Annotated in this window: 26 protein-coding genes; 16 read left to right on the forward strand and 10 right to left on the reverse strand. The window is 71.1% G+C overall.

The genetic code is table 11. The features are described from left to right. The first annotated feature begins 19 nt into the window (after positions 1–19). The 6 genes from ACZ7L0_RS29940 to ACZ7L0_RS29965 all read left to right on the forward strand — a co-directional run bounded on the left by ACZ7L0_RS29940 (position 20) and on the right by ACZ7L0_RS29965 (position 5,362). Positions 20–328, forward strand: coding sequence for a DUF2469 domain-containing protein (locus ACZ7L0_RS29940; protein WP_003965949.1), 309 nt, complete (start codon positions 20–22; stop codon positions 326–328). 118 nt (positions 329–446) lie between these two features. Further along, the gene (locus ACZ7L0_RS29945) at positions 447–791 is read left to right on the forward strand and encodes a YraN family protein (RefSeq protein WP_471245743.1); all 345 of its coding nucleotides are present in this window, start codon (positions 447–449) and stop codon (positions 789–791) included. Next, a complete protein-coding gene (locus ACZ7L0_RS29950; protein ID WP_471245631.1) occupies positions 791–2,416 on the forward strand; it encodes a YifB family Mg chelatase-like AAA ATPase in 1,626 nt (541 codons plus the stop codon). The genes ACZ7L0_RS29945 and ACZ7L0_RS29950 overlap by 1 nt, the downstream gene beginning before the upstream one ends. Then, positions 2,413–3,573, forward strand: coding sequence for a DNA-processing protein DprA (gene dprA / locus ACZ7L0_RS29955; protein WP_471245632.1), 1,161 nt, complete (start codon positions 2,413–2,415; stop codon positions 3,571–3,573). The genes ACZ7L0_RS29950 and dprA overlap by 4 nt, the downstream gene beginning before the upstream one ends. A 313-nt stretch (positions 3,574–3,886) precedes the next feature. Continuing rightward, positions 3,887–4,729: an RNA polymerase sigma factor WhiG gene (gene whiG, locus ACZ7L0_RS29960; RefSeq protein ID WP_471245633.1), complete on the forward strand. Its 843-nt coding sequence runs from the start codon at positions 3,887–3,889 to the stop codon at positions 4,727–4,729. A gap of 75 nt (positions 4,730–4,804) precedes the next feature. Next, the gene (locus tag ACZ7L0_RS29965) at positions 4,805–5,362 is read left to right on the forward strand and encodes a TetR/AcrR family transcriptional regulator (RefSeq protein ID WP_471245744.1); all 558 of its coding nucleotides are present in this window, start codon (positions 4,805–4,807) and stop codon (positions 5,360–5,362) included. A 20-nt stretch (positions 5,363–5,382) separates the two neighbouring features. Here the strand turns inward: ACZ7L0_RS29965 and ACZ7L0_RS29970 are convergent, their stop codons facing one another. Further along, positions 5,383–5,961, reverse strand: coding sequence for a peptidoglycan DD-metalloendopeptidase family protein (locus ACZ7L0_RS29970; RefSeq protein ID WP_471245634.1), 579 nt, complete (start codon positions 5,959–5,961; stop codon positions 5,383–5,385). Positions 5,962–6,244: 283 nt separating this feature from the next. Here ACZ7L0_RS29970 and rpsB point away from each other — a divergent pair, with 283 nt between their 5' ends. The 6 genes from rpsB to ACZ7L0_RS30000 all read left to right on the forward strand — a co-directional run bounded on the left by rpsB (position 6,245) and on the right by ACZ7L0_RS30000 (position 12,380). After that, positions 6,245–7,168 carry a 30S ribosomal protein S2 gene (gene rpsB, locus ACZ7L0_RS29975; protein WP_471245635.1) on the forward strand — a complete coding sequence of 308 codons (924 nt, stop codon included), beginning with the start codon at positions 6,245–6,247 and terminating at the stop codon, positions 7,166–7,168. Positions 7,169–7,322: 154 nt separating this feature from the next. Continuing rightward, the gene (tsf, locus tag ACZ7L0_RS29980; protein ID WP_471245636.1) at positions 7,323–8,159 is read left to right on the forward strand and encodes a translation elongation factor Ts; all 837 of its coding nucleotides are present in this window, start codon (positions 7,323–7,325) and stop codon (positions 8,157–8,159) included. 204 nt (positions 8,160–8,363) lie between these two features. Further along, a complete protein-coding gene (gene pyrH / locus ACZ7L0_RS29985; RefSeq protein ID WP_471245637.1) occupies positions 8,364–9,122 on the forward strand; it encodes a UMP kinase in 759 nt (252 codons plus the stop codon). 141 nt (positions 9,123–9,263) lie between these two features. Next, positions 9,264–9,821 carry a ribosome recycling factor gene (gene frr, locus ACZ7L0_RS29990; RefSeq protein WP_014675285.1) on the forward strand — a complete coding sequence of 186 codons (558 nt, stop codon included), beginning with the start codon at positions 9,264–9,266 and terminating at the stop codon, positions 9,819–9,821. Then, positions 9,821–10,990 (forward strand): phosphatidate cytidylyltransferase, encoded by a 1,170-nt coding sequence (locus tag ACZ7L0_RS29995; RefSeq protein ID WP_471245638.1) that lies wholly within the window; start codon positions 9,821–9,823, stop codon positions 10,988–10,990. The genes frr and ACZ7L0_RS29995 overlap by 1 nt, the downstream gene beginning before the upstream one ends. A 163-nt stretch (positions 10,991–11,153) precedes the next feature. Next, complete coding sequence (locus ACZ7L0_RS30000; RefSeq protein ID WP_471245639.1) at positions 11,154–12,380, forward strand: cytochrome P450; 1,227 nt, start codon at positions 11,154–11,156, stop codon at positions 12,378–12,380. Positions 12,381–12,699: 319 nt separating this feature from the next. Here the strand turns inward: ACZ7L0_RS30000 and ACZ7L0_RS30005 are convergent, their stop codons facing one another. Both ACZ7L0_RS30005 and ACZ7L0_RS30010 read right to left on the reverse strand, forming a co-directional pair. After that, positions 12,700–13,110 (reverse strand): VOC family protein, encoded by a 411-nt coding sequence (locus tag ACZ7L0_RS30005; protein ID WP_471245640.1) that lies wholly within the window; start codon positions 13,108–13,110, stop codon positions 12,700–12,702. Between the two features lie 64 nt (positions 13,111–13,174). Continuing rightward, positions 13,175–13,348 carry a hypothetical protein gene (locus tag ACZ7L0_RS30010; RefSeq protein WP_471245641.1) on the reverse strand — a complete coding sequence of 58 codons (174 nt, stop codon included), beginning with the start codon at positions 13,346–13,348 and terminating at the stop codon, positions 13,175–13,177. A 270-nt stretch (positions 13,349–13,618) separates the two neighbouring features. Between ACZ7L0_RS30010 and rlmN the strand changes: the two genes are divergently transcribed. From rlmN to ACZ7L0_RS30030, 4 genes are all read left to right on the forward strand, one after another. Continuing rightward, the gene (rlmN, locus tag ACZ7L0_RS30015) at positions 13,619–14,725 is read left to right on the forward strand and encodes a dual-specificity RNA methyltransferase RlmN (RefSeq protein WP_471245642.1); all 1,107 of its coding nucleotides are present in this window, start codon (positions 13,619–13,621) and stop codon (positions 14,723–14,725) included. Positions 14,726–14,937: 212 nt separating this feature from the next. Continuing rightward, positions 14,938–16,017 carry a thiamine ABC transporter substrate-binding protein gene (locus ACZ7L0_RS30020; RefSeq protein ID WP_471245643.1) on the forward strand — a complete coding sequence of 360 codons (1,080 nt, stop codon included), beginning with the start codon at positions 14,938–14,940 and terminating at the stop codon, positions 16,015–16,017. A 44-nt stretch (positions 16,018–16,061) separates the two neighbouring features. After that, complete coding sequence (locus ACZ7L0_RS30025) at positions 16,062–17,663, forward strand: ABC transporter permease (RefSeq protein WP_471245644.1); 1,602 nt, start codon at positions 16,062–16,064, stop codon at positions 17,661–17,663. Next, on the forward strand, positions 17,663–18,751 hold the full coding sequence (locus ACZ7L0_RS30030; RefSeq protein WP_471245645.1) for an ABC transporter ATP-binding protein: 1,089 nt from the start codon (positions 17,663–17,665) through the stop codon (positions 18,749–18,751). The genes ACZ7L0_RS30025 and ACZ7L0_RS30030 overlap by 1 nt, the downstream gene beginning before the upstream one ends. 4 nt (positions 18,752–18,755) lie before the next feature. On the opposite strand, the gene ACZ7L0_RS30035 is transcribed toward ACZ7L0_RS30030, so the two are convergent. The 7 genes from ACZ7L0_RS30035 to ACZ7L0_RS30065 all read right to left on the reverse strand — a co-directional run bounded on the left by ACZ7L0_RS30035 (position 18,756) and on the right by ACZ7L0_RS30065 (position 25,365). Continuing rightward, the gene (locus ACZ7L0_RS30035; RefSeq protein ID WP_471245646.1) at positions 18,756–19,472 is read right to left on the reverse strand and encodes an LAETG motif-containing sortase-dependent surface protein; all 717 of its coding nucleotides are present in this window, start codon (positions 19,470–19,472) and stop codon (positions 18,756–18,758) included. A gap of 115 nt (positions 19,473–19,587) precedes the next feature. Further along, the gene (locus ACZ7L0_RS30040) at positions 19,588–20,712 is read right to left on the reverse strand and encodes an LOG family protein (protein WP_471245647.1); all 1,125 of its coding nucleotides are present in this window, start codon (positions 20,710–20,712) and stop codon (positions 19,588–19,590) included. Between the two features lie 36 nt (positions 20,713–20,748). Further along, the gene (locus ACZ7L0_RS30045) at positions 20,749–21,156 is read right to left on the reverse strand and encodes a VOC family protein (RefSeq protein ID WP_471245648.1); all 408 of its coding nucleotides are present in this window, start codon (positions 21,154–21,156) and stop codon (positions 20,749–20,751) included. 87 nt (positions 21,157–21,243) lie between these two features. Further along, positions 21,244–22,464: a hypothetical protein gene (locus ACZ7L0_RS30050; RefSeq protein WP_471245649.1), complete on the reverse strand. Its 1,221-nt coding sequence runs from the start codon at positions 22,462–22,464 to the stop codon at positions 21,244–21,246. Further along, positions 22,446–23,186, reverse strand: a complete 741-nt coding sequence (locus tag ACZ7L0_RS30055; RefSeq protein WP_471245650.1) for an ABC transporter ATP-binding protein — start codon at positions 23,184–23,186, stop codon at positions 22,446–22,448. Before ACZ7L0_RS30055 ends, ACZ7L0_RS30050 begins: the two co-directional genes overlap by 19 nt. A 296-nt stretch (positions 23,187–23,482) precedes the next feature. Next, entirely contained in the window at positions 23,483–24,865 is a 1,383-nt protein-coding gene (locus ACZ7L0_RS30060) for an aspartate aminotransferase family protein (protein WP_471245651.1), read from the reverse strand. Next, positions 24,850–25,365, reverse strand: coding sequence for an Lrp/AsnC family transcriptional regulator (locus tag ACZ7L0_RS30065; RefSeq protein ID WP_471245652.1), 516 nt, complete (start codon positions 25,363–25,365; stop codon positions 24,850–24,852). The genes ACZ7L0_RS30060 and ACZ7L0_RS30065 overlap by 16 nt, the downstream gene beginning before the upstream one ends. Positions 25,366–25,490: the final 125 nt, after the last annotated feature.

Raw genomic sequence — 25,490 nt, forward strand, 5'->3', positions numbered from 1 at the left:
GGCTGAAGGGGAACATGCCATGAGCGCCGAGGACCTCGAGAAGTACGAGACCGAGATGGAGCTCAAGCTCTACCGGGAGTACCGCGATGTCGTCGGTCTGTTCAAATACGTGATCGAGACCGAACGGCGCTTCTACCTCACCAACGACTACGAGATGCAGGTGCACTCGGTCCAGGGCGAGGTGTTCTTCGAGGTGTCCATGGCGGACGCCTGGGTCTGGGACATGTACCGGCCGGCCCGCTTCGTGAAGCAGGTCCGCGTGCTCACCTTCAAGGACGTGAACATCGAGGAGCTGAACAAGAGCGACCTGGAGCTTCCGGGCGGGTGACGGAGTTATCCACAGCCGCGGACTTGTCCACCAAGATCCAATAGCTCGCTGAGCCGCCCTCATCGTTGGCGCCGGAGGTGGTGCCGACGTGAGCACACGCAACGCACAACGCAGTGCGATGGGCAGGTACGGCGAAAACCTGGCCGTGCGACGGCTGGGCGAGGCCGGGATGACCGTCCTGAAGCGCAACTGGCGCTGCGGCAGGACGGGTGAGGTCGACATCGTGGCCCGGGACGGCGACGTCCTGGTGATCTGCGAGGTCAAGACCCGCCGGGCGGGCTTCTTCCAGCACCCCATGGCCGCGGTCACGCCCGCCAAGGCGGACCGTCTGCGCGGCCTGGCGGCGCGCTGGGCGCAGGAACACGGCGGCGCCCCACCGGGAGGCGTCCGCATCGACCTGATCGGCGTCCTGCTCCCCGACCGCGGCGCACCCGTGGTCGAGCACGCGCGGGGGGTGGCCTGATGGGATTCGCGCGTACGTGTGCGGTGGCGCTGGTGGGCGTCGAGGGCGTGGTGGTCGAGGTCCAGGCCGACCTGGAACCGGGCGTGGCCGCCTTCACCCTGGTGGGCCTGCCGGACAAGAGCTTGACGGAGAGCCGGGACCGGGTACGGGCCGCCGTCGTGAACTCGGGCGGCGAGTGGCCGCAGAAGAAACTCACGGTGGGCCTCAGCCCGGCCTCGGTGCCGAAGGCCGGCAGCGGCTTCGACCTGGCCGTGGCCTGCGCGGTGCTCGGCGCCGCCGAACGGATCGACCCCCGGGTCCTCGCCGACATCGTGATGATCGGGGAACTCGGGCTGGACGGCCGGGTCCGCCCGGTCCGGGGCATCCTGCCCGCCGTGCTGGCCGCGGCCGACGCCGGGTACGAACAGGTGGTCGTCCCGGAGTGCGCCGCCGCCGAGGCCGCTCTGGTGCCCGGTGTCTCGGTGCTCGGCGTCCGCAGCCTGCGGCAGCTGATCGCCGTCCTGACGGACGAGCCCGCACCCGAGGAGGAACCCGACGACCTGGGACGCCCCGACCCGCTCCTGGCCGGTCTGCGCGTGCCCGGCACGGGCGCGGCCACGGGCATGCACTGCATGGGCGCCGCGCAGCACGAGCATGACCACGACCTCGCCGACGTGGTGGGCCAGACCTCGGCGCGCACGGCGGTGGAGGTGGCCGCGGCCGGCGGACACCACCTGTTCCTGGAGGGACCACCGGGTGCGGGCAAGACCATGCTCGCGGAGCGGCTGCCCGCCGTCCTGCCCCGGCTCACCCGGGAGGACTCGCTGGAGGTGACGGCCGTCCACTCGGTGGCCGGCCTCCTGCCGCCGGGTAAACCCCTCATCGACGTCGCCCCCTACTGCGCCCCGCACCACTCGGCCACCATGCAGTCCCTCGTCGGCGGCGGCCCGGGCATCGCCCGGCCCGGTGCCGTCTCGCTCGCCCACCGGGGAGTGCTCTTCCTGGACGAGGCCCCGGAGTTCCACGGCCAGACCCTCGACGCCCTGCGGCAGCCCCTGGAGTCGGGGCACGTCGTGATCGCGCGCAGCGCCGGCGTGGTGCGCTTCCCGGCGAGGTTCCTGATGGTGCTCGCCGCCAACCCGTGCCCCTGCGGACGCTTCTCGCAGCGCGACACGCTGTGCGAGTGCCCGCCCTCGGCGATCCGCCGCTACCAGGCCCGGCTGTCCGGCCCCCTGCTCGACCGGGTCGACCTGCGCGTCGAGGTCGACCCCGTCACCCGGGCGGAGCTCACCGAGCCCGGCGCGCGCGGCGAGTCCACCGCGACGGTCGCCGACCGGGTCCGGGCGGCCAGGGAACGGGCCGCCGCACGGCTGGCCAAAACCCCGTGGCGGACCAACAGCGAAGTCCCGGGCAGGGAGCTGCGCAGCCGCTGGCACGCCGTGAGCGGTGCGATGGACGAGGCGGAGCGGAACCTGGAGCGGGGCGTGCTGACCGCCCGCGGCATCGACCGCGTGCTGCGGGTCGCCTGGACGGTCGCGGATCTCGTCGGCCACGACCGGCCCGACGCCACGGACGTCGCCCTCGCCCTGCATCTGCGCACCGGCGTCCCCCGGGGCGTGCCGATGGCCATCGGAGCGCTCACGTGACCGCGGCCGGTGATCCGCACGGTGAACGGCTCTGCCGGGTCTTCCTCACCCGGGTCCTCGAACCCGGCGACGAGACCGGCGGGCGCTGGGTGCGGGAGTACGGGGTGCGGGAGGTAGCCCGGCGGCTGCGGGAGCCGGGTGAGCCGCTGCCCGGGGTGAGCGGGACGCGGTGGGCGGGGCTGCGGGCACGGGCTGGGCGGGCCGAGCCCGGGGAAGACCTGGAGGCCGCCCGGGCGGCCGGGGTGCGGTTCATGTGCCCCGGGGACACCGAGTGGCCGGCCCAGCTCGACGACCTCGGGGACGCCCGGCCCCTGGGACTGTGGGTGCGCGGGCGGCCCAGTCTGCGGATGTGGGCGCTCAGATCGGTCGCCGTCGTGGGCGCCCGGGCCTGCACCGAGTACGGCGCCCACACCGCGACCGCGCTCGCCGCCGGGCTCGCCGAACGCGGCTGGGTGGTGGTCTCCGGCGGCGCCTACGGCATCGACGGCGCCGCCCACCGGGGCGCCCTCGGCGCGGGCGGCGCCACCGTCGCCGTCCTGGCCTGCGGCGTCGACCGGCCCTACCCGCGCGGACACACCCAGCTGATCAGCAGGATCGCGGAACAGGGTCTCGTGGTGGGGGAGTTGCCGCCCGGGGACCACCCGACGCCGAGCAGGTTCATCCTCCGCAACCGGGTGATCGCCGCGCTGACCGGGGGGACCGTGGTCGTGGAGGCCGCCTGCCGCAGCGGCTCCCTGGTCACGGCCCGGGCGGCGCAGCGGCTGGGCCGGTTCACGATGGGCGTGCCCGGGCCCGTCACCAGCGGCCTCTCGGCGGGCGTGCACGAACTGCTGCGCGGGGAGGCGGTGCTCGTCACCGACGCCGCGGAGGTCGTCGAGCTGGTCGGGGACATCGGCGAGCTGGCCCCGGCCCGGCGTGGTCCGGTGCTCCCGCGCGACCTGCTCGACCCCGACGCCCGGCGCGTCCTGGCCGCCCTGCCCGCGCACCTGCCGTCCCCGCCGGGGGAGATCGCGCGCGGCGCGCAGACCACGCCGGACGAGGCGATCGCGAGACTGTACGAACTCCGAGCACTTGGATACGTCGAACGACACGGCGATGGCTGGAAGTTGACACGCCAGGCGACGATTCCGGTCGGGGACGATCGGAGTCGATGCTGACCGAGCGTGTTCGGCCGTCCGAGGGAACCCCCGACACGCCTGGGTTTTCCCGGAGTTGGCACCTCCGGTCGATCACGCAGAGCGACGCGCGGGGCACCCCGGAACGCGTCGGCGCGGGCGTCCCCGCAAAGAGTGAGGCTCGCTGTTCGCACACCGCGACTCCTTAGTCACGCTACGCTCACGAAGACCCCCACACGAACCACTGCAACTCGACACCAGACCGACAGCTCACCCAGGCATCCCCTATCGGCTCACTCCTTCTCGGTTCACGGCAGTTCACGGCACTTCACGGCAGAACGGCACAAGGCGACGAATGCCCCAGCACACCTCCGGGTCCGACCGGGCGGCGATCCCCCCAGCCGCCCGCGACGGTGGCAGCGTGCGGCCGCCCGCTCCCTCGACGCTCGACGAGCTGTGGCGGTCCTACAAGGCGACGGGGGACGAGCGGCTGCGCGAGCAGCTGATCCTGCACTACTCGCCGCTGGTGAAATACGTGGCGGGGCGGGTGAGTGTCGGACTGCCGCCCAATGTGGAGCAGGCCGACTTCGTGTCCTCGGGCGTCTTCGGACTCATCGACGCGATCGAGAAGTTCGACATCGACCGGGAGATCAAGTTCGAGACGTACGCGATCACCCGGATCCGGGGCGCCATGATCGACGAGCTGCGGGCGCTGGACTGGATCCCCAGGTCGGTGCGGCAGAAGGCGCGGAACGTCGAGCGGGCGTACGCGACGCTGGAGGCGCGGCTCAGACGTACGCCCTCGGAGACGGAGGTGGCCGCCGAGCTGGGTATCCAGGTGGACGAGCTGCACGCGGTCTTCAGCCAGTTGTCGCTGGCCAACGTGGTGGCGCTGGAGGAGCTGCTGCACGTCGGGGGTGAGGGCGGGGACGGCCTGAGCTTCATGGACACGCTGGAGGACACCGCCGCCGACGATCCGGTGGAGGTGGCCGAGGACCGGGAGCTCAGACGGTTCCTGGCGCGGGCGATCAACACCCTGCCGGAGCGGGAGAAGACCGTCGTGACGCTCTACTACTACGAGGGGCTCACGCTCGCCGAGATCGGCAACGTGCTCGGCGTCACGGAGAGCCGGGTCAGCCAGATCCACACCAAGTCGGTGCTGCAACTGCGGGCGAAGCTGGCGAGCTTCGGGCGCTGACCGAGTGAACACGGCTCCCGTCCGGGGTGTCGCGTCCGTAAAGTGGTTGACGTGCCAAGGATTCGAGCGGCCTCCGTGGCCGAGCACCGGTCGATGCAGCGAGCCGCCCTGCTGGACGCGGCACGCTCCCTGCTGTCCGAGGGCGGGACGGAGGCGCTGACCTTCCCGGCCCTCGCCGAGCGGACGGGGTTGGCCCGGTCGTCCGTCTACGAGTACTTCCGGTCGCGGGCCGCCGTGGTCGAGGAGCTGTGCGAGGTCGACTTCCCGGTGTGGGCGGCCGAGGTGTCGGCGGCGATGGAGCGGGCGGACACGCCCGAGGCCAAGGTCGAGGCGTATGTGCGGCGGCAGCTCGCGCTGGTCGGGGACCGGCGGCACCGGGCTGTCGTGGCGATCTCGGCGAGCGAGCTGGACGCGGGGGCGCGGGAGAAGATCCGCGCGGCGCACGGCGGGCTCGTCGCGATGATCGTCGAGGCGCTCGGGGAGCTGGGACACCAGCAGCCCCGGCTGGCGGCGATGCTGCTTCAGGGCGTCGTGGACGCGGCGGTGCGGCGGATCGAGCTGGGCGCCGCCGAGGAGCCCTCCGCGATCACGGACGCCGCGGTGGGCATGGCGCTGCGGGGTGTGCGGGGCTGACCCGGCCGCGGTGGTCGCGGCTACGCCGTGAGCGGCACACCCAGCACCGGCAGCAGTCTCGGCGGGCCCCTGTGCAGCAGCCACGGGGGGAGCAGTGACAGCGGGTCCAGGTAGGTCTCCCCGCTGAGCAGGCCCCAGTGCAGGCAGCCGCCCCCGCAGTGGGCGCCCACCGCCTCCACCGCGCCCACCACCGCGCCCGCCGCCACCTCGTCCCCCTTCCGTACCGAGGGCGTCACCGGTTCGAACGTCGTCCGCAGCGCCGTTCCCGACAGCCGCACCGACACCACGCCCCTGCCCGCCACCCGCCCGGCGAACGACACCCGGCCCGCCGCCACCGCCCGTACCGGAGTCCCGGGAGGCGCCGCCAGGTCCACGCCCCGGTGGCCGGGGCCGTAGACCGTCGCCGGGGGCTCCCAGCCGCGTACCACCGTCGGGCGCATGCCCACCGGCCAGGCGCGGCCGATCGGTGGAACCGGTGGAGCGGGTGATTCCGGGGGTGCTGGAGGCGGGGCGTCGGCCCAGGCCAGGGACGTCAGGACGGTCACCGTCAGGCTCAGCAGCAGGCCGAGCCACGCGGCCGCGGATCGTTTCGCTCGCATACGAGAACCGTCCCGCACCCCCGTCGGCAGGGGCCGGGATCTGTGGACAACTCCCGAGTTGTGGACAGCGGCGTCACCCGGTGCCTCGCCGGTCCCGTACACTTCTTGTGGCGATCCGGGTCACCGGGTCGACTTCGCACGCCCCGATACGAGGCGCGGCCGGCGACGGTCCGTTCGTATCAGCGCCCCTCGGTCCATTTGTGGCAACGGCGCATCGCGGGCGTCAGGCGCGGGAGCCGTCCGGCATCCGCGGCACAACCGAGAAATTCAAGGAGATACGGCCATGGCCGTCGTCACGATGCGGGAGCTGCTGGAAAGCGGCGTCCACTTCGGTCACCAGACCCGTCGCTGGAACCCGAAGATGAAGCGCTTCATCTTCACCGAGCGCAACGGCATCTACATCATCGACCTGCTCCAGTCGCTGTCGTACATCGACCGCGCCTACGAGTTCGTCAAGGAGACCGTCGCCCACGGCGGCACGGTCATGTTCGTCGGCACGAAGAAGCAGGCGCAGGAGGCCATCGCCGAGCAGGCCACCCGCGTCGGCATGCCCTACGTCAACCAGCGCTGGCTGGGCGGCATGCTCACCAACTTCTCGACCGTCTACAAGCGCCTGCAGCGCCTGAAGGAACTCGAGCAGATCGACTTCGAGGACGTGGCCGCCTCCGGCCTCACCAAGAAGGAGCTCCTGGTCCTCTCGCGTGAGAAGGCCAAGCTGGAGAAGACCCTCGGCGGTATCCGCGAGATGCAGAAGGTGCCCAGCGCCGTCTGGATCGTGGACACCAAGAAGGAGCACATCGCGGTCGGCGAGGCCCGCAAGCTCAACATCCCGGTCGTCGCCATCCTCGACACCAACTGCGACCCCGACGAGGTCGACTACAAGATCCCGGGCAACGACGACGCGATCCGCTCCGTCACCCTGCTCACCCGTGTGATCGCCGACGCGGTCGCCGAGGGCCTCATCTCCCGCTCCCGTGTCGCCACCGGTGACAAGGGCGAGAAGGCCGCGGGCGAGCCGCTCGCCGAGTGGGAGCGCGACCTGCTCGAGGGCGAGAAGAAGGCCGAGGAGGCTCCGGCTGCCGAGGCTCCGGCTGCTGCCGAGGCCCCCGCCGCCGAGGCTCCCGCCGCGGAGGCCCCCGCCGCGGAGGCCCCCGCTGCCGAGGCGTCGGCCGCCGAGGCGCCGGCCGCCGAGGGCGAGCAGGCCTGACGCCAGCGTTGACGGCGGGGGCGGCGACATGAAGTCCGCCCCCGCTGTTCACCCGTAGGCCAGCAGCGAGTCGGCGATCCGCGTTACTCCATGTGGATCCCGGATCGTACTGACCTGTCGATCTCCCAAGACTTCGAGAAAGACTCACAGACTCATGGCGAATTACACCGCCGCCGACGTCAAGAAGCTCCGTGAGCTCACCGGCGCCGGCATGATGGACTGCAAGAAGGCGCTGGACGAGGCCGAGGGCAGCGTCGAGAAGGCCGTCGAGGCGCTTCGCATCAAGGGCCAGAAGGGCGTCGCCAAGCGCGAGGGCCGCTCCGCCGAGAACGGCGCCGTGGTCTCCATCATCGCCGACGACAACTCCTCCGGCGTCCTGGTCGAGCTGAAGTGCGAGACGGACTTCGTCGCCAAGGGTGACAAGTTCCAGGCCGTCGCCAACGCGATCGCCGAGCACGTCGCCAAGACCTCCCCGGCCGACCTCGAGGCCCTGCTCGCCTCCGAGATCGAGGCCGGCAAGACCGTCCAGGCGTTCGTGGACGAGGCCAACGCCAACCTCGGCGAGAAGATCGTCCTGGACCGCTTCGCGCAGTTCGCCGACGGTTACGTCACCGCCTACATGCACCGCACGATGCCCGACCTGCCCCCGCAGATCGGTGTCCTCGTCGAACTGGACAAGCCGAACGCCGAGGTCGCCAAGGGCATCGCCCAGCACATCGCCGCCTTCGCGCCGAAGTACCTCTCCAAGGAGGACGTCCCGGCCGAGGTCGTCGAGTCCGAGCGTCGCATCGCCGAGGAGACCACCCGCGCCGAGGGCAAGCCCGAGGCCGCGATCGCCAAGATCGTCGAGGGTCGCGTGAACGGCTTCTTCAAGGACGCCACGCTGCTCGGCCAGCCGTACGCGCTGGACAACAAGAAGTCGGTCCAGAAGGTTCTGGACGAGGCCGGTGTCACCCTGAAGCGCTTCTCGCGCATCAAGGTCGGCATCTGAGTCCGTACCGCGATCGACGCGCGACCCACGGAGAAATCTCGATAGGGTCGACAGCAGTCGTCCGTGTACGCCGCCACACCCGGGCACGTGGCGGACGACAGCAGATCTGACGAGGAGGCCATTGCCGCGCATGGGAGCGAAAAGCGACCCCAACCGGCAGTGGCCTTCTTCGTATGTGCACCACGTAACAGAGGCGGGATCCCGATGACCACCAAGGCCCAGAAGAGCGACGACGGCAAAGTACGCGGCCGGTTTCTGCTGAAGCTGTCCGGAGAGGCCTTCTCCGGTGGCGGGGGCCTCGGCGTCGATCCCGACGTGGTGCACAAGATCGCCCGCGAGATCGCGGCCGTCGTGCGCGACGGCGCGCAGGTCGCGGTCGTCATCGGCGGCGGAAACTTCTTCCGCGGCGCCGAACTCCAGCAGCGCGGCATGGACCGCGCCCGCTCGGACTACATGGGCATGCTCGGCACCGTGATGAACTGCCTCGCCCTCCAGGACTTCCTGGAGAACGAGGGCATCGACAGCCGGGTCCAGACCGCCATCACCATGGGCCAGGTCGCCGAGCCGTACATCCCGCTGCGCGCCGTGCGCCACCTGGAGAAGGGCCGCGTGGTCATCTTCGGCGCCGGTATGGGCATGCCGTACTTCTCCACCGACACCACCGCCGCCCAGCGCGCCCTGGAGATCGACGCCGAGGCACTGCTCATGGGCAAGAACGGCGTGGACGGGGTCTACGACTCCGACCCGAAGACCAACCCCGACGCCGTCAAGTTCGACTCCCTCGGCTACGGCGAGGTCATCACCCGCGACCTCAAGGTCGCCGACGCCACCGCGATCACCCTGTGCCGCGACAACAAGCTGCCGATCCTCGTGTTCGAGCTTCTGGTCGAGGGGAATATCGCGCGGGCCGTCAAGGGTGAGAAGATCGGCACGCTTGTGGGTGACCAGGGCAGCCAGGCCTGACCGGGCTGCCCCCCGGACCCTGACCGGGGGATGGACAATGTCCTGCCGGTCGGGAACCGTGCAGGAAGAAGACGCGACGCAGCCGGCCGCCGCCGACAAGGAACCGCAGCCGGGCCTACTCAAGACACGCAGGAGCAAGTGGTGATCGAAGAGACCCTCCTCGAGGCCGAGGAGAAGATGGAGAAGGCCGTCGTGGTCGCCAAGGAGGACTTCGCCGCGATCCGCACCGGCCGTGCGCACCCGGCGATGTTCAACAAGATCGTGGCCGACTACTACGGCGCGCCGACGCCGATCAACCAGCTGGCTTCGTTCTCCGTGCCGGAGCCGCGCATGGCGGTCGTGACCCCGTTCGACAAGAGCGCGCTGCGCAACATCGAGCAGGCGATCCGCGACTCCGACCTGGGCGTCAACCCGAGCAACGACGGCAACATCATCCGCGTGGTGTTCCCCGAGCTCACCGAGGAGCGCCGCCGCGAGTACATCAAGGTCGCCAAGGGCAAGGGCGAGGACGCCAAGGTGTCCATCCGCTCCGTCCGCCGCAAGGCCAAGGACGCCATCGACAAGCTGATCAAGGACGGCGAGGTCGGCGAGGACGAGGGCCGCCGTGCGGAGAAGGAGCTCGACGACACCACCGCGAAGTACGTCGCCCAGGTGGACGAGCTCCTCAAGCACAAGGAAGCGGAGCTGCTCGAGGTCTGATGAACGACTCTTCCTGGGGCGCTCCGCCACAACCCGGGTCACAGGCGGGGTACTGGGGGCCCACTGACCAGAGGCCTGTCCAGGGGGCTGCCCCGGCGGGTCCCGCATACGATGCGCGTGACGCGCAGCAGACTCGCCCCATGCCCACCTCGCCCGGCGTACCCGCGTACGGCGGAGACCAGGATGGCGACCGGGGGGCTGCTCGGCCGAGCGGCCCCTTGTTCCGCGACCAACCGCCGCAGGCCCAGTCCTACGGCCCTTATGACACGCCGCAGGCGCGGCCCCACGGGGCGGCGCCTGAGAATCCGGAGCCCATGCCCGACGCCCCGCAGCCGGCGCCCGCCCCGCAGAAGAAGAGTGCGGGCCGGGACCTGAGCGCGGCCATAGGCGTCGGTGTCGGGCTCGGCGTGGTGATCGTCGCGTCGCTGTTCATCGTCAAGGCCGTGTTCGTCGGCGTCATAGCGGTCGCCGTCGTCGTGGGCCTGTGGGAACTGACCAGCCGGCTCCAGGAGCGCAAGGGCATCAAGGCGCCCCTGGTCCCGCTGGCGCTCGGCGGCGCCGCGATGGTCGTCGCCGGATACGTCCGGGGTGCCGAGGGTGCCTGGGTGGCCATGGCGCTGACCGCGCTGGCCGCGCTGGTCTGGCGGATGACCGAACCGCCCGAGGGCTACCTCAAGGACGTCACGGCGGGCGTCTTCGCGGCCTTCTACGTCCCGTTCCTGGCCACGTTCGTCGCGATGATGCTCACCGCCGACGACGGCTCGTTCCGCGTGCTGACCTTCCTGCTCCTGACGGTGGTCAGCGACACCGGTGCGTACGCCGTCGGCTGGCGCTTCGGCAAGCACAAGCTCGCCCCGCGCATCAGCCCCGGCAAGACCCGCGAGGGCCTGCTCGGCGCGGTGCTGTTCGCCATGGTCGCGGGCGCGCTGTGCATGCAGTTCCTGATCGACGACGGCGCCTGGTGGCAGGGCCTGCTGCTCGGCCTCGCGGTCGCGGCCAGCGCCACGCTCGGCGACCTCGGCGAGTCGATGATCAAACGGGACCTGGGCATCAAGGACATGGGCACCCTGCTCCCCGGGCACGGCGGCATCATGGACCGGCTGGACTCCCTGCTGCCGACCGCTCCGGTGGTGTGGCTGCTGATGGTGGTGTTCGTCGGGTCCGCGTGAGCACGGCGGTACGTCGAACGGGCTCCCGCCCCGGACCGGACGGGGGCCCGTTGCCGTACCGCCACCCGGATGCCGCAACATAAATGGCCGGGCGGGGTGACCCGGCGGCAGACTCCCGACAGAACGATGCCCGTCCATGAGGGACACCCGGGAGTGGTGCGCGATGACGTCGGACCCAGCCTCTGCCCCGCCTCTGCCACCGGTGAGGTTCTGGCCCGTCGAGGATCTGCCCGCCCTCGACCCCGACCCGTTCCTGGACGAGGTGCTGCGCGAGGAGCCGGTCACCCGGATCAAGCTGCCGCACGGTGACGGGGAGGCGTGGCTCGTCACCCGGTACGAGGATGTCCGTTTCGTCACCTCCGACCCGCGCTTCTCCCGCGAACAGCTCATCGGCCGCTCCGTGACCAGCATGCGGCCGGAGCCGGTGGCGTCCCGGACGGCCGGACTGCAGTACATCGACCCGCCCCGGCACAACCGGCTGCGCAGGGTCGTCGCCCGGGCCTTCACCGGGAAGAGCATGCAGCGGCTGCGCCCGCAGGCGGAGCGCAGGGCCGCGGAGCTGCTCGACGGGATGGAACAGGCGGGCGCGCCCGCCGACCTGATGGAACACCTGCACGGCCCGTTCCCGATCGCCATGGTCCGCGACCTGCTCGGCGTGGACGAGAGCGACTGGCACCACTGGGCTCAGACGGGCGAGGCCCTGCTGTCCGCGGGCACCGATTCGAAGGAGCGCAGCCGGCCGGCCGGTGAGACCACCCGGGCCCGCATCGCCGAACTCCTCCGGCGCCGCCGCGCCGAACCCCGCGACGACCTCGCCGGAGTGCTGGCCCAGGCCGTCGCCACCGGCGAGCTCACCGACGACGAGGCGATCTCCCTCGCCACCGCCGTCCAGGTCAGCGGCGGTCACGCGGTGCGCAACAACAGCGGCTCCATGATGTACGCGCTGCTCACCCACCCCGAGCAGCTCGACCGCCTGCGCCGCGAACCGGAACTCCTCCCGAAGGCCGTCGACGAACTGTTCCGCTACGTCCCCCACCGCAACGGCGTCGGCATCCCACGCGTCGCCACCGAGGACGTCGAGGTCGGCGGCCAGTTGATCCGGGCCGGCGACGTGATCTACAACGCCTATGTCGCCGCCAACCGCGACCCGGCCGTCTTCCCCGACCCCGACACCCTCGACTTCGACCGCGCAGACGCCCCCCACCTCGCCTTCGGCCACGGCCCCCACCACTGCCTGGCCGCCATCCTGGCCCGCATGGAGGCGGAGGTGATGATCGCCGCCGTACTCGGCCGCTTCCCCGCCATCCGCCTCGCCGTGCCCCCCACCGAGGTCGAGTTCCAGCGCCAGGGCCTGATCCGCGGCCCGAGAACCCTCCCCGTCACCTGGTAGCCCGGACGTGACTTGGCCTCTCACCAGCAGGCCTCTTGCTGGGCGGGTTGCAGGGTTGGGCGGCCTGGCCGTCCCTGGGCCGTCGCACCACCCGCAGGGCCGACTTGGGCCGTACCGCCGGCGATACCACTGAGGCTGAGGGAGGCTGAGGCAAGCTGCGACACCGCCTCGCGATGAGCAGCGACCGGCAATATCTTCGGCGCGTGAGCTTTTCGCCCAGGGAAGACCCGATCGTTCGGCGAACATGCCTCCGGCGGGGGATCGGCCGGCACCGGGATGGGAGCTGGGGAGAGTGGTGGGTGAGGAAGTGGGCGGCCAATTAGTCGCGCTTGGGCCAGATCGGGCCCTGGTCGGTCCAGACGACGCCCTTGTTGCGGCACAGGCAGAAGGGGTGGCCGATCGGGTCGGTGTAGACCTGCCAGCCGTAGCCGTCGGGGCCGATGAAGTCCTGCCTCAACGTCGCGCCGAGGTCGAGGACGCGGCGCTGCTCGGACTCGATCCCGTCCACTTCGAAGTCGAGGTGGAACTGCTTGGGGTGCTCGCTGTCGGGCCACTGCGGAGGGCGGTAGTCGTCCACCCGGATGAATGCCAGCTCGATCTCGCCGAACTGGATGCCAGCCCAGTCCTCGGAGCTGCCTTCCTTGATCGGACGGCCCGTCACCTCGGAGTAGAAAGCCGCCAGCTTCATCGTGTCCGGGCAGTCGATGATGAAATCGGTGAGTCGCAGCATCCCGCGATCTTGTCACAAGCTCATACCCGACTTTCGGGACGGTTCAAGGCCTTCGGTAGCGCGCTCAGCGCTTGAAGGAGCCCCTGGTCTGTTCTTTCGCGCCCCGCATCTTGCCCCGTGATTCGAGAGCGGCGCCTTTCGCTGCGAGAGATTCCTTGTGCACCGCGTGGGCCGCCTTCCGCACGGTCTTTCCGACGATCTGCTCGGCCTTTGCCTTGGCCCGTTCTCCGGCGCTCATCTCGGTACCTCCGTGGGGTCTCACTGGCCGTGTGCCCCTTGGAACAAGCGGCGAAAACCGCTGTGGGACGTGAATGCGGGACGGTCCGCTCCGCGCAGGTGGACCGCAACGATGACAGTGGCAGCTCGGTCGAGGCGCGCAGCCCCCTCGGCTGGGCCGTCTCTGGGCCGTCCGACGCCGCTCAGTCACGACTGGTAGCCACTACTAACGACAGTCGTAGGGTGCGACCGCCCCAGGTCACCCAATTGGATCTGCGACACTGGTACAGCCATGCCTAAGCCCGGAGAACTCACTTTCGTTGCCCCCCGCGGAGCCAAGCAGCCCCCGCGGCACCTCGCCGACCTCACGCCCGCCGAGCGTAAGGAAGCCGTCGCCGCGGTCGGTGAGAAGCCGTTTCGTGCCAAGCAGCTCTCGCAGCACTACTTCGCGCGGTACGCGCACGACCCGGAGCAGTGGACCGACATCCCGGCCGCGTCGCGCGGCCGGTTGCGGGAAGCCCTGCTGCCGGAGCTGATGACGGTCGTGCGGCATCTGGCCACCGACCAGGGGACCACCCGCAAGACGCTGTGGCGGCTGTTCGACGGGACGCTCGTCGAGTCGGTACTGATGCGGTACCCGGACCGGGTGACGATGTGCATCAGCTCGCAGGCGGGGTGCGGTATGAACTGCCCGTTCTGCGCGACCGGGCAGGCGGGGCTGGACCGGAACCTGTCCACCGCCGAGATCGTGCACCAGATCGTGGACGGCATGCGGGCGCTCAGGGACGGCGAGGTGCCCGGCGGTCCGGCACGGCTGTCCAACATCGTCTTCATGGGCATGGGCGAGCCCCTCGCCAATTACAAGCGGGTCGTCGGCGCCATCCGTGCCCTGACCGACCCGGAGCCGGACGGACTCGGGCTGTCGCAGCGCGGGATCACCGTGTCCACCGTCGGCCTGGTCCCGGCGATCCACCGGTTCGCCGACGAGGGCTTCAAGTGCCGCCTCGCCATCTCGCTGCACGCGCCCGACGACGAGCTGCGCGACACCCTCGTCCCCGTGAACACGCGGTGGAAGGTGCGCGAGGTGCTGGACGCCGGGTTCGAGTACGTGGAGAAGTCCGGGCGCCGGCTCTCCATCGAGTACGCGCTGATCCGGGACATCAACGACCAGGCCTGGCGCGGTGACCGGCTCGGACGGCTGCTCAGGGGCAAGCCCGTGCACGTCAACCTGATCCCGCTGAACCCGACGCCCGGCTCCAAGTGGACCGCCTCCCGGCCGGAGGACGAGAAGGCCTTCGTCGAGGCGATCGCCGCGCACGGTGTGCCCGTCACCGTCCGGGACACCCGGGGACAGGAGATCGACGGAGCCTGTGGTCAGCTGGCGGCCACCGAGCGGTAGTCTGTGGGCCGTAGGTACATCTTCATATTCCGACAGGGGAGCGCCACAGCGCTGAGAGTGCGGCACAGGGCCGCAGACCCTCTGAACCTCGCCCAGGTCATTCTGGGTAGGGAGTTCGGTCATCACTCGAGCTGTTGCGCCCTGCCCGGGAATCCGTGAAGGACTCCCGGGCAGGGCCGCGTCTCTTCCTGGTCAACCCCAGGAGGAATCCAGTGCACACCAAGACCTTCGTGGCCGTCGCCGTCGGGCTCGGCCTGGTCACGCTGTCCGCGTGCGGGTCGTCGAACGACAAGGGCTCGGCGGAGTCCGGGTCCAAGACCGTCACCCTGGTCAGCCACAACTCGTGGGCCGTCTCCAAGAAGGTCGTCAAGGACTTCGAGAAGGCCTCCGGCTACAAGGTGAAGGTCCTCATGGACGGCGACGCCGGACAGGCCGTCAACAAGGCGATCCTGACCAAGGACAACCCGCAGGGCGACGTCTTCTTCGGCGTCGACAACACCCTGCTGTCCCGGGCCCTCGACAACAGGCTGTTCCAGCCGTACCAGGCCAAGGGCTCCGACCTGATCCTGCCGAAGTACCGCGTCGACCAGGACAAGCACCGGGTCACCCCGATCGACACCGGCGACATCTGCGTCAACTACGACAAGGCGTACTTCAGCAAGCACGAGCTGGCCCCGCCGCGGTCCTTCGACGACCTGGTCAAGCCCGCGTACAAGAACCTCCTCGTCACCGAGAACGCGTCCACCTCGTCGCCGGGCCTGGGCTTCCTGCTCGGCACCGCCGCGAAGTACGGCGACGGCGGCTGGCAGGGCTACTGGAAGAAGCTGAAGGCCAACGGCGTCAAGGTCGTCGACGGCTGGGAGCAGGCGTACACCGAGGAGTTCTCCGGGTCCTCCGGCGGCAAGAAGGCCAAGGGCGACCGGCCGCTCGTCGTGTCCTACGCCTCCTCGCCGCCCGCCGAGGTGATCTACGCCCGCCCGAAGCCCACCACCGCGCCCACCGGGGTCGCGGACGGCACCTGCTTCCGGCAGACCGAGTACGCGGGCCTGCTGAGCAACGCGCGGAACACCGAGGGCGGCAAGGCGCTGATCGACTTCCTGCTCACCAAGGAGTTCCAGGACGACATGCCGCTCAACATGTTCGTCTACCCGGTGCGGGAGGGCGCCCAGGTGCCGCCGGAGTTCGTGAAGTACGGTCCGCAGGCCAAGAACCCCGAGACCATGGCGCCCGACAGGATCGCCGCCAACCGTGACCAGTGGGTCAAGACGTGGACGTCGCTCGTACTGAAGTAGCCCCGCGCAAGGGGCGCTCGGGGAACGCGGCGCGGCTCGCCCTCATGGCCGGGCCCGTCGCGTTCTTCGCCGTGTTCTTCGCCTGGCCCGTCGCCGCGATCGTGGCGCGCGGTCTGAAGATCGACGGCGTGTGGCGGTTCGGGCGGATCCCGGACGTGCTCGCGCAGTCCGGCATCCGGCACGTGCTGTGGTTCACCACCTGGCAGGCCCTCGCCTCCACCGCGCTCACCCTGCTCGTAGCCCTGCCCGCCGCGTATGTCTTCGCCCGTCTCGACTTCCCCGGCAAGCAGCTCCTGCGGGCGGTGGTCACGGTCCCCTTCGTGCTGCCCACGGTCGTCGTCGGTACGGCCTTCCTGGCGCTGGTCGGACGCGGCGGACTGCTCGACGAGCTGTGGGGCGTACGGCTGGACACCACCGTGTGGGCGATCCTGCTCGCGCACGTCTTCTTCAACTACGCGGTCGTCGTACGGACGGTGGGCGGGCTGTGGGCGCAGCTCGACCCGCGCCAGGAGGAGGCGGCACGGATGCTCGGCGCCTCGCCGCTGGGCGCCTGGCGCAAGGTCACGCTCCCGGCGCTGGCGCCCGCCGTGGCCGCCGCCGCGCTGATGGTCTTCCTGTTCACCTTCACCTCCTTCGGCGTGGTGCAGATCCTCGGCGGCCCCACCTTCGCCACGCTGGAGGTCGAGATCTACCGGCAGACCTCCGAGATCTTCGACCTGGCGACGGCCGCCGTCCTCACACTCGTCCAGTTCGCCGCCGTGGGCATGATCCTCGCCGTGCACGCCGGGACGGTACGGCGGCGGGAGACCGCCCTGCGCCTGGTGGACGCCTCCGTGACCGCGCGCCGGCCGCGCGGGGCGGGCCAGTGGGCGCTGCTGGCCGGTGTCCTCGCCACCGTCGCCGTACTCCTCGTGCTGCCGCTCGCCGTGCTGGTGCGGCGGTCGCTCGACGCGCCCGGCTTCGGTTACTACCGGGCGCTGACCAGCGAGGACGGCGGCATGTTCCTGGTGGCGCCGATCCAGGCGATCAGCAACTCCCTCCAGTACGCCGTCGCCGCCACCGGCATCGCCGTGCTGATCGGCGGCCTCGCCGCCGCCGCGCTCGCCCGCCGGGACACGGGCCGGGTCGTGCGCGGCTTCGACGCGCTGCTGATGCTGCCGCTCGGCGTGTCCGCGGTGACCGTCGGCTTCGGGTTCCTGATCGCGCTGGACGAGCCGCCGCTGGACCTCAGGCAGTCCTGGATCCTCGTGCCGCTCGCACAGGCGCTGGTCGGCGTGCCCTTCGTCGTACGGACCATGCTGCCCGTGCTGCGGGCCGTGGACGGGCGGCTGAGGGAGGCGGCGGCCGTGCTCGGGGCGTCGCCCTGGCGGGTGTGGCGGGAGGTCGACCTGCCGATGGTGCGGCGGGCGCTCTTGATCGCGGCCGGGTTCGCCTTCGCGGTGTCGCTCGGGGAGTTCGGGGCGACCGTGTTCATCGCGCGGCCCGACAACCCGACGCTTCCGGTCGCCGTCGCGCGGCTCCTCGGACGGCCCGGTGACCTCAACTACGGGCAGGCGATGGCCCTGTCCACGATTCTGATGCTGGTGTGCGCGGCGGCGCTGCTCGTCCTGGAGCGGCTGCGCACGGACCGGACCGGGGAGTTCTGATGCTGCTGAGCCTTCAGGCCGCGACCGTGCGATTCGGCGGGCGGGCGGTGCTCGACGCCGTCGACCTGGAGGTCGCCGAGCACGAGATCGTGTGCGTGCTCGGGCCCAGCGGCAGCGGCAAGTCGACCCTGCTGCGGGCGGTGGCCGGGCTGCAGCCCCTGGACGCCGGGCGGGTGGTGCTCGACGGACGGGACCAGAAGGGTGTGCCCGCGCACCGGCGCGGGGTGGGGCTGATGTTCCAGGACCATCAGCTCTTCCCGCAGCGCGACGTGGGCGGCAACGTGGCCTTCGGGCTGCGGATGCACGGGGCCGCTAAGGCGGAGCAGGACGCCCGGGTACGGGAGTTGCTGGACCTGGTGGGCCTGCCGGGTGCCGGTCGCCGGGCCGTCGCCGGGCTGTCCGGGGGAGAGCAGCAGCGCGTCGCGCTGGCCCGGGCCCTCGCGCCGCGGCCCCGGCTGCTGATGCTGGACGAGCCGCTCGGGCAGCTCGACCGCTCGCTGCGGGAGCGGCTGGTGGTCGAACTGCGGGAGCTGTTCGGGGGGTTGGGGACCACCGTGCTCGCCGTGACGCACGACCAGGGCGAGGCCTTCGCGCTGGCCGACCGGGTGGTGGTGATGCGGGACGGGCGGATCGCCCAGTCCGGAACGCCCCTTGAGGTCTGGCAGCGGCCGGCGGACGAGTTCGTGGCCCGCTTCCTCGGCTTCGACAACGTGGTGGGGGCGACGGTCGCCGGGGAGGCCGCGGACACCCCGTGGGGCAAGCTGCCGGTGCCCGAGGGCGCGCCGCAGGGGGCGCGCACGCTGCTCGTACGGCCCGCCGGAGTACGGCTCGTGCCGGCCGACGAGGGGCTGCGCTGCACCGTGACCGCCCGTACCTTCAAGGGCACCCATGTCGCCGTCCACCTCCAGCCCGAGGACGCCCCGCGCCTGGAAGCGGCGTGCGCGCTCAGGGAGGCCCCGGAGGTCGGCGGCGAGGTCGGCGTGGAGTTCGACGCCGCCGAAGTCGTCGTACTCCAGGAGGCGTCGGGCCGAACGGCCGTGGCCCGCCCCCGGGATACGGGGACGGGCCACGGCGGTGTGCGGAAGTGATGCGTCAGCGGCCGTTGTTCGCGCCGCGGCGGCGCATGCCGTAGAACACCGCGCCGCCGCCGATGGCGACCAGGGCGGCCGCGATGCCGGCGATCAGACCGGTGTTGGAGTTCGCACCGGTCTCGGCGAGGTTCGAGTCACCGGCCGCGGGGGACGGCGCGTTGCTCGAGGTGCCCGCCGGGGCGGTGGTGCCGCTCTCCGACTTCGACTCCGACTCCGACGGCGCCGGGGTCGTGGACTCGGCCGGGGCGGTCGAGGCGGTCTTCGACGGCGACGGGGTCTTGGTGGCGGACGGGGTCGGGGTCGCGGACTCCTCGGTCTTACAGGCCGTGGAGGGGGTGGTCAGGTTGGGGGTGATGTCCTCGTCGACCTTGTTGCCGGCCTTGACGTGGATGCGGTACGTCGCGTTCGGCTTCCAGTCCTCTGCGAAGGTGACCGTGGTGCCTTCGCCGGACCCCTTGATCTCCTGGGGCTTGCCGACCTTCTTGACGTCGGCTCCGTTGTTCTCCAGGAACACGGTGATGACGGCCGGGGTGCCGCCGGCGTCCTTGTCGGTGACGACGATGACGCCCTTGCCGCCGACGCACGTGGCTTCGGCGGAGAAGTCACCGATTTCGCAGGCGAGCGCGGTGCCCGCGACACCCAGCGCCAGTGCGGCGGAAGCGGAGGCGACACCCAGGACGCGCACGGAACGGCGTGCGCTGCGGCGAGTTGGGGACACGTTTGTCCTTTACGAGTGCTTAGCTGCGGGGGGCGAGGAGGCTCATAGGTTTATAAGCGCTCCATAAGAAGTGTCAACGCACAATCAGCCTACACGCGTTGGCTTTGCCCGCTTATTAACCCCTGAGACGTTTCAACGCCTCCGGAGCCTCCTCGATCCGGTCAACCAGGGCGATTCGGGCCTCCATCGGCCGCTCCCGGGCGAGCGCCTGCAACAGCGGCCACACCGGCAGCCGCCGCGTCCAGTGCTCCCGGTCCACGAGCACCATCGGCGTGGGCTCGCCCCGCGACTCGTAGTAGTTCGGGGTCGCGTTGTCGAAGACCTCCTGTACGGTCCCGGCGGCGCCCGGCAGGAACACCACGCCCGCGGTCGAGCGGGCCAGCAGGCCGTCCTCGCGGGTGGCGTTGGCGAAGTACTTGGCGATGTGCGCGGCGAAGGCGTTCGGCGGCTCGTGACCGTAGAACCAGGTCGGGATGCCCACCGACGCGCCGCCGCCCGGCCAGCGTTCGCGCACCTCGAAGGCCGCGCGCGCCCAGTCGGACACCGACGGGCGGAACGAGGGGGCCTTGGCGAGCAGCAGCAGCGCCTCCCGCAGCATGCCGTCGTCGAACGGGGCCGCGTACGCACCGAGGTTGGCCGCCTCCATGGCGCCCGGTCCGCCGCCGGTGGCCACCGTGAACCCGGCGCGGGTCAGCTCGCGGCCCAGCCGCGCCGCACCGGCGTACGCCTCGGTGCCGCGCGCCATCGCGTGGCCGCCCATGACGCCCACCACCCGCGTCCCGGCGAGGAGTTCGTCGAGCGCGTCGGAGACGGCGTCGTCATGGACCGCGCGCAGCATGGACGAGTAGACGTCCCCGTCGGCCTTCGTCTCCTGGAACCAGGCGTACGCCCGAGCGTCCGGTGTGGCCTCGTACCCCTCGTCGAGCGACTCGAACAGTTCGTCCGGGGTGTAGACGAAACCCCGGTACGGGTCGAAGGGCAGTCCAGGGACGGGCGGGAAGACCAGCGCTCCGGCGGCGCGTACCCGGGCGGCGGCCTCGGGGTCCATCGGGCAGCCGAGGAAGACGGCGCCCGAGGTGTCGAGGGAGAGCAGCGGACTCGTACGGTCCGTCAGGTCGACGGCCTGGACGCGGTACCGGGCGAGTGTGCCGTGCTCGGCGACGACCTCGTCGAACTCGGCGAGCGACTCTATCTCGTGGTCGTGGGCGGCTCGGTTGGGCTGGGCGGGTGTCGGATGCACCCGCCCATGCTGGCACAGCAGTTCACCCCTGCGGGGTCATCCCTGGATGGCCGCCGGGTCCATCCACACGATCTCCCAGGTGTGGCCGTCGAGGTCGTCGAAGGCCCGGCCGTACATGAAGCCGTGGTCCTGGGTCGGGCCGCTGGCGGTGCCGCCGGCCGCGATCGCCCGCTCCACCAGTTCGTCGACCTTCTCGCGGCTCTCGGCGCTCAGACACACCAGCACCTCGCTGGTCGTCGTCGCGTCGGCGATCTCCTTCTTGGTGAAGGTCGCGTAGAACGGCTTGGTGAGCAGCATCGCCACGATGGTGTCGCTGATCACGATGGAGGCCGCGTTGTCGTCGCTGAACTGCGGGTTGATCGTGTAGCCCAGCTCCGTGAAGAACTTCTTCGAGGCGTCGAGGTCGTTCACGGGAAGGTTCACGAAGATCATCTGCTGGTACATGCCGGGTCTCCCGTCGGGGTGCGGTGCGTCGTTACGGGGGTTGGACCGGCGGCCGCCCGGAAACTCATCGGCGTCCGGTGACTTTTTTCAGCGGCCCAGGGGGAGTGCGGCGAGGTCGGCGACCACGAGCGTGAGCGGGCCGAACAGGGCCAGCAGCGCGGCGGCGCGGAGGGCGGCGGCACTGCGCAGCATCGTGGCGGGGGCGCCGAGGCGCAGCAGCGCGGCGGTGGTGTCGGCGCGGGACTGCCGTGCCTCCACGGCCGCCGTGAGAAGGGTGGCCACGGCGCAGCCGGCGACCAGCAGGGCACCGAGGGCGGTCAGCGGGCCGAAGGGCGCGGTGGCGGCGTCGTACGGCTCCGTCAAGGCGTACGTGCCGGACGCGACCGCGCAGACGACGCCGAGGGGGCGGCCGATGCGGCCGGCCTCTCCCATCAGGACGCGGCCGGCGAGGAGCCGCAGCGCGCCCGGGCGGACGGCTTGCAGCACGCGGCCGCAGAGGTGGGCGAGGCCGGGGGCGGCGAGGATCAGGCCCAGGGCGGTGAGGGTCCAGCCGACGAGTACCGCGGCGGGGGCCGGGCCGGGGGTGGGGCGGGCGGCGTAGGCCTCCACGGCGAGGCCCGCGGCGAGTACGGCGATGCCCCACGGGAGCCCGGACGCCTCGCCGCTCGGCGGCGGGCCGGTGAGGGCCTCGGTCCAGTCGGTCTCCGCGAGGGGCGCCTCGGCGTCGGTGTCCTGGTCCGGGGTCGGCCGGCCGCCGGCCGCCGGTGTGCGCAGGCGCAGGCTCCAGGGGCGGCCGTCCCGGGGCCGCAGCACCAGCGCCACCGTCGCCGAGGCGGTGGCCGGGACCAGGGTCAGGAGGGTGAGGGCGGCCGGGACGGGCAGGGGCCGGCCGGCGGCGAGGAGATCGGCGGCGGCGCCGTCGAAGGGCATGCCCGTCAGGTCGCCGCGCAGGTGCAGGAAGAGCAGGAGCGCCGTCAACGAGCCGAGCGTGCAGGACAGGGCCGTCGTCAGGGCCGAGATGGCCATCAGACGGGCCGGGCCCAGGCCCACCGCGGACAGACCGGGGCGGGGCCGGGTGCCGGGGTCCGTGCGGGCGACGGCCACCGCGAACTGGACGGTGGCGGCCAGCGGGAGCGCGCACCAGGCCAGGCGCAGGAGGAGGGAGGCGGGCGGCGCGTCCGGGTGGCCCAGCGCGTGGCCGAGGGCGCACAGCAGGAGGAAGCCGGTGCCCGCCGCGGCCGTCGCCACCAGGAGGCGGCGCAGCTGGACGGCGGGCTGGGCGAGGCGGGTCAGGCGGAGAGCGAGCACGCGGCCCGGCCTTCCGCCTCGGGGGCCTCGGGCAGGTGCACGGTGCGCACGCGGCGCCCGTCCAGCAGTGCCACCGTGCGGTCGGCGAGGGCCGCGGTCTCCGCGTCGTGGGTGGCCAGCACCACCGTGATGCCGTGCGAGCGGGCCGCGGTGGTCAGCGTCCGCAGGACGTGACCGCGGTCGGCCCGGTGCAGCGGAGCCGTCGGCTCGTCCGCGAAGAGGACCGTGGGAGCCGGGGCCAGCGCCCGGGCGATGCAGACGCGCTGGCGTTCGGACTGCACCAGCTCGTGCGGGCGGTCGCGGGCCTTGTCGCCGACGTCGAGGCGCTCCAGCCACTCCAGGGCGGCCACCTTGGCCCGGCGGCGGCTGGTGCCGCGCAGCATCAGGGGGAGGGCCGTGTTCTCCCAGACGTTCAGCTCGGGGACCAGCGCCGGTGCCGGGTCGATCCAGCCGAACCGGTCCCGGCGCAGGCGTTCGCGGCGGAGGGGGCCCATGGTGTGGACGGGCGCGCTGTTGAACCAGACCTCGCCGTGCTGCGCCGGCACCTGTCCGGACAGACAGCGCAGCAGGCTCGTCTTGCCGCTGCCGCGCGGCCCGCTGACGGCGAGGATCTCGCCCTCCCGCACGCCGAGCGAGACGCCGGCCAGCGCCGGCGAGCCGTCCGGATGCCGGAAGTGCAGGGAACGTGCCCAGAGCACGTCGTTGTCCGGCGGGGCCTCCATGGGCGTACACCTCGTTCTGATCCGTAATTCCCGTGCCTAGGACCTGTCCGGCCGAGCATGCCGCAGACGCGGGGTCTGGCACGCGCATCTGCGGCGGCCAGGCACCGTCGCTTTCCTGCGACCTGCTCGGCCGGACAGGTCCAAGTCCCTCGTGCGGGGGAACGAAAACAGGGCCGATCGGTCACTCGGCACGCTAGGCAGTGGACCGGGGGAGGCTGGACAGCACACGGCCCCGGGCCGCCCTTTCTCACTCGAATGGGCGGCCCGGGGCCGTGGTTGATCACAGCGTCAGCTGATCACAGCTTCGTCCACGCCTCCGTCAGCGTCGCGCGCAGGATCTGCTCGATCTCGTCGAAGGTCCCCTGGTCGGAGATCAGCGGCGGGGCGAGCTGGACGACCGGGTCGCCGCGGTCGTCGGCACGGCAGTACAGGCCGTTGTCGAAGAGGGCCTTGGAGAGGAAGCCGTACAGGACGCGCTCGGTCTCCTCCTCGTTGAAGGACTCCTTCGTCGCCTTGTCCTTCACCAGCTCGATGCCGTAGAAGAAGCCGTTGCCGCGGACGTCGCCGACGATCGGCAGGTCGTGCAGCTTCTGCAGCGTCCGCAGGAACCCGGCCTCGTTGTCCAGCACGTGCTGGTTGAGGTTCTCCCGCTCGAAGAGGTCGAGGTTGGCGAGGCCCACCGCGGCCGACACCGGGTGCCCGCCGAAGGTGTAGCCGTGCAGGAAGGTGTTGTCGCCCTTGTAGAACGGCTCGGCCAGGCGGTCGGAGATGATGCAGGCGCCGATCGGGGAGTAGCCCGAGGTCATGCCCTTGGCGCAGGTGATCATGTCCGGTACGTAGCCGAACTTGTCGCAGGCGAACATCGTGCCCACGCGGCCGAAGGCGCAGATGACCTCGTCCGAGACGAGCAGGACGTCGTACTTGTCGCAGATCTCGCGGACCCGCTGGAAGTAGCCGGGCGGCGGCGGGAAGCAGCCGCCGGCGTTCTGCACCGGCTCCAGGAAGACCGCGGCGACCGTCTCCGGGCCCTCGAAGAGGATCTGCTGCTCTATCTGGTCGGCGGCCCAGCGGCCGAAGGCCTCCGGGTCGTCGCCGAAGATCGGGGCGCGGTAGATGTTGGTGTTCGGGACCTTGTGCGCGCCCGGGACGAGAGGCTCGAACGGGGCCTTCAGGCCCGGCAGGCCGGTGATCGACAGGGCGCCCTGCGGGGTGCCGTGGTAGGCGACCGCGCGCGAGATGACCTTGTACTTGGTCGGCTTGCCGATGAGCTTGAAGTACTGCTTGGCGAGCTTCCAGGCGGTCTCGACCGCCTCGCCGCCGCCGGTGGTGAAGAAGACCTTGTTCAGGTCGCCCGGCGCGTAGTCCGCGAGGCGCTCCGCCAGCTCCACGGCCTTGGGGTGGGCGTAGGACCACACCGGGAAGAAGGCCAGCTCCTGGGCCTGCTTGGAAGCGGTCTCGGCGAGCTCGGTGCGGCCGTGACCGGCCTGGACCACGAACAGACCCGCGAGACCGTCGAGGTAGCGCTTGCCCTTGTCGTCGTAGATGTAGGTGCCCTCGCCGCGCACGATCGTCGGCACGGGGGCGTTCTCGTACGAGGACATGCGGGTGAAGTGCATCCACAGGTGGTCGTACGCGGTTCGGCTGAGGTCCTTCTGGCTCACGGTTATCGGGTTCCCCACATGTAGGTCTGCTTCTTGAGCTTGAGGTAGACGAAGCTCTCGGTGGAGCGCACGCCGGGCAGGGCCCGGATGCGTTTGTTGATGACGTCCAGCAGGTGGTCGTCGTCCTCGCAGACGATCTCGGCGAGGATGTCGAACGAGCCCGCGGTCATCACCACGTACTCGACTTCCGACATGTCGGACAGCGCGTCCGCGATGGCCTCGACGTCGCCCTCGACGTTGATCCCGACCATCGCCTGCCGGCGGAAGCCCACGGTGAGCGGGTCCGTGACGGCGACGATCTGCATCACGCCCTGGTCGAGCAGCTTCTGCACGCGCTGGCGCACGGCCGCCTCGGACAGGCCCACGGCCTTGCCGATCGCGGCGTACGGCCGGCGGCCGTCCTCCTGGAGCTGCTCGATGATGGCGAGGGAGACGGCATCCAGCTGGGGACTGCCGTTCCTGGACTCGCGGGAGTCCCTCTGGTCTGCGCTTCGACTGGCCACGACGTCACTGTGCACGACGTCTCGACAGTTCCGCAAGGCCGGATCGATGAAATTCGTTGTTTACGTGCCTGAAGCCTGCGGATTCCGCACCGAACACGCGAGTGGGGGTGTTGAAAACGTCGGCTCTCGGATTAGTGTGG

The organism is Streptomyces sp. NPDC039424 (genome assembly GCF_055639495.1).

Excerpts from the sequence above, each read along its gene's own strand:
- ACZ7L0_RS29940 (WP_003965949.1), top strand. The coding sequence starts at position 20 with ATGAGCGCCGAGGACCTCGAGAAGTACGAGACCGAGATGGAGCTCAAG.
- ACZ7L0_RS29945 (WP_471245743.1), top strand. The coding sequence starts at position 447 with ATGGGCAGGTACGGCGAAAACCTGGCCGTGCGACGGCTGGGCGAGGCC.
- ACZ7L0_RS29950 (WP_471245631.1), top strand. The coding sequence starts at position 791 with ATGGGATTCGCGCGTACGTGTGCGGTGGCGCTGGTGGGCGTCGAGGGC.
- whiG (WP_471245633.1), top strand. The coding sequence starts at position 3,887 with ATGCCCCAGCACACCTCCGGGTCCGACCGGGCGGCGATCCCCCCAGCC.
- ACZ7L0_RS29970 (WP_471245634.1), bottom strand. The coding sequence starts at position 5,961 with ATGCGAGCGAAACGATCCGCGGCCGCGTGGCTCGGCCTGCTGCTGAGC.
- rpsB (WP_471245635.1), top strand. The coding sequence starts at position 6,245 with ATGGCCGTCGTCACGATGCGGGAGCTGCTGGAAAGCGGCGTCCACTTC.
- tsf (WP_471245636.1), top strand. The coding sequence starts at position 7,323 with ATGGCGAATTACACCGCCGCCGACGTCAAGAAGCTCCGTGAGCTCACC.
- pyrH (WP_471245637.1), top strand. The coding sequence starts at position 8,364 with ATGACCACCAAGGCCCAGAAGAGCGACGACGGCAAAGTACGCGGCCGG.
- ACZ7L0_RS29995 (WP_471245638.1), top strand. The coding sequence starts at position 9,821 with ATGAACGACTCTTCCTGGGGCGCTCCGCCACAACCCGGGTCACAGGCG.
- ACZ7L0_RS30000 (WP_471245639.1), top strand. The coding sequence starts at position 11,154 with ATGACGTCGGACCCAGCCTCTGCCCCGCCTCTGCCACCGGTGAGGTTC.
- ACZ7L0_RS30005 (WP_471245640.1), bottom strand. The coding sequence starts at position 13,110 with ATGCTGCGACTCACCGATTTCATCATCGACTGCCCGGACACGATGAAG.
- ACZ7L0_RS30010 (WP_471245641.1), bottom strand. The coding sequence starts at position 13,348 with ATGAGCGCCGGAGAACGGGCCAAGGCAAAGGCCGAGCAGATCGTCGGA.
- rlmN (WP_471245642.1), top strand. The coding sequence starts at position 13,619 with ATGCCTAAGCCCGGAGAACTCACTTTCGTTGCCCCCCGCGGAGCCAAG.
- ACZ7L0_RS30025 (WP_471245644.1), top strand. The coding sequence starts at position 16,062 with ATGGCCGGGCCCGTCGCGTTCTTCGCCGTGTTCTTCGCCTGGCCCGTC.
- ACZ7L0_RS30030 (WP_471245645.1), top strand. The coding sequence starts at position 17,663 with ATGCTGCTGAGCCTTCAGGCCGCGACCGTGCGATTCGGCGGGCGGGCG.
- ACZ7L0_RS30045 (WP_471245648.1), bottom strand. The coding sequence starts at position 21,156 with ATGTACCAGCAGATGATCTTCGTGAACCTTCCCGTGAACGACCTCGAC.
- ACZ7L0_RS30055 (WP_471245650.1), bottom strand. The coding sequence starts at position 23,186 with ATGGAGGCCCCGCCGGACAACGACGTGCTCTGGGCACGTTCCCTGCAC.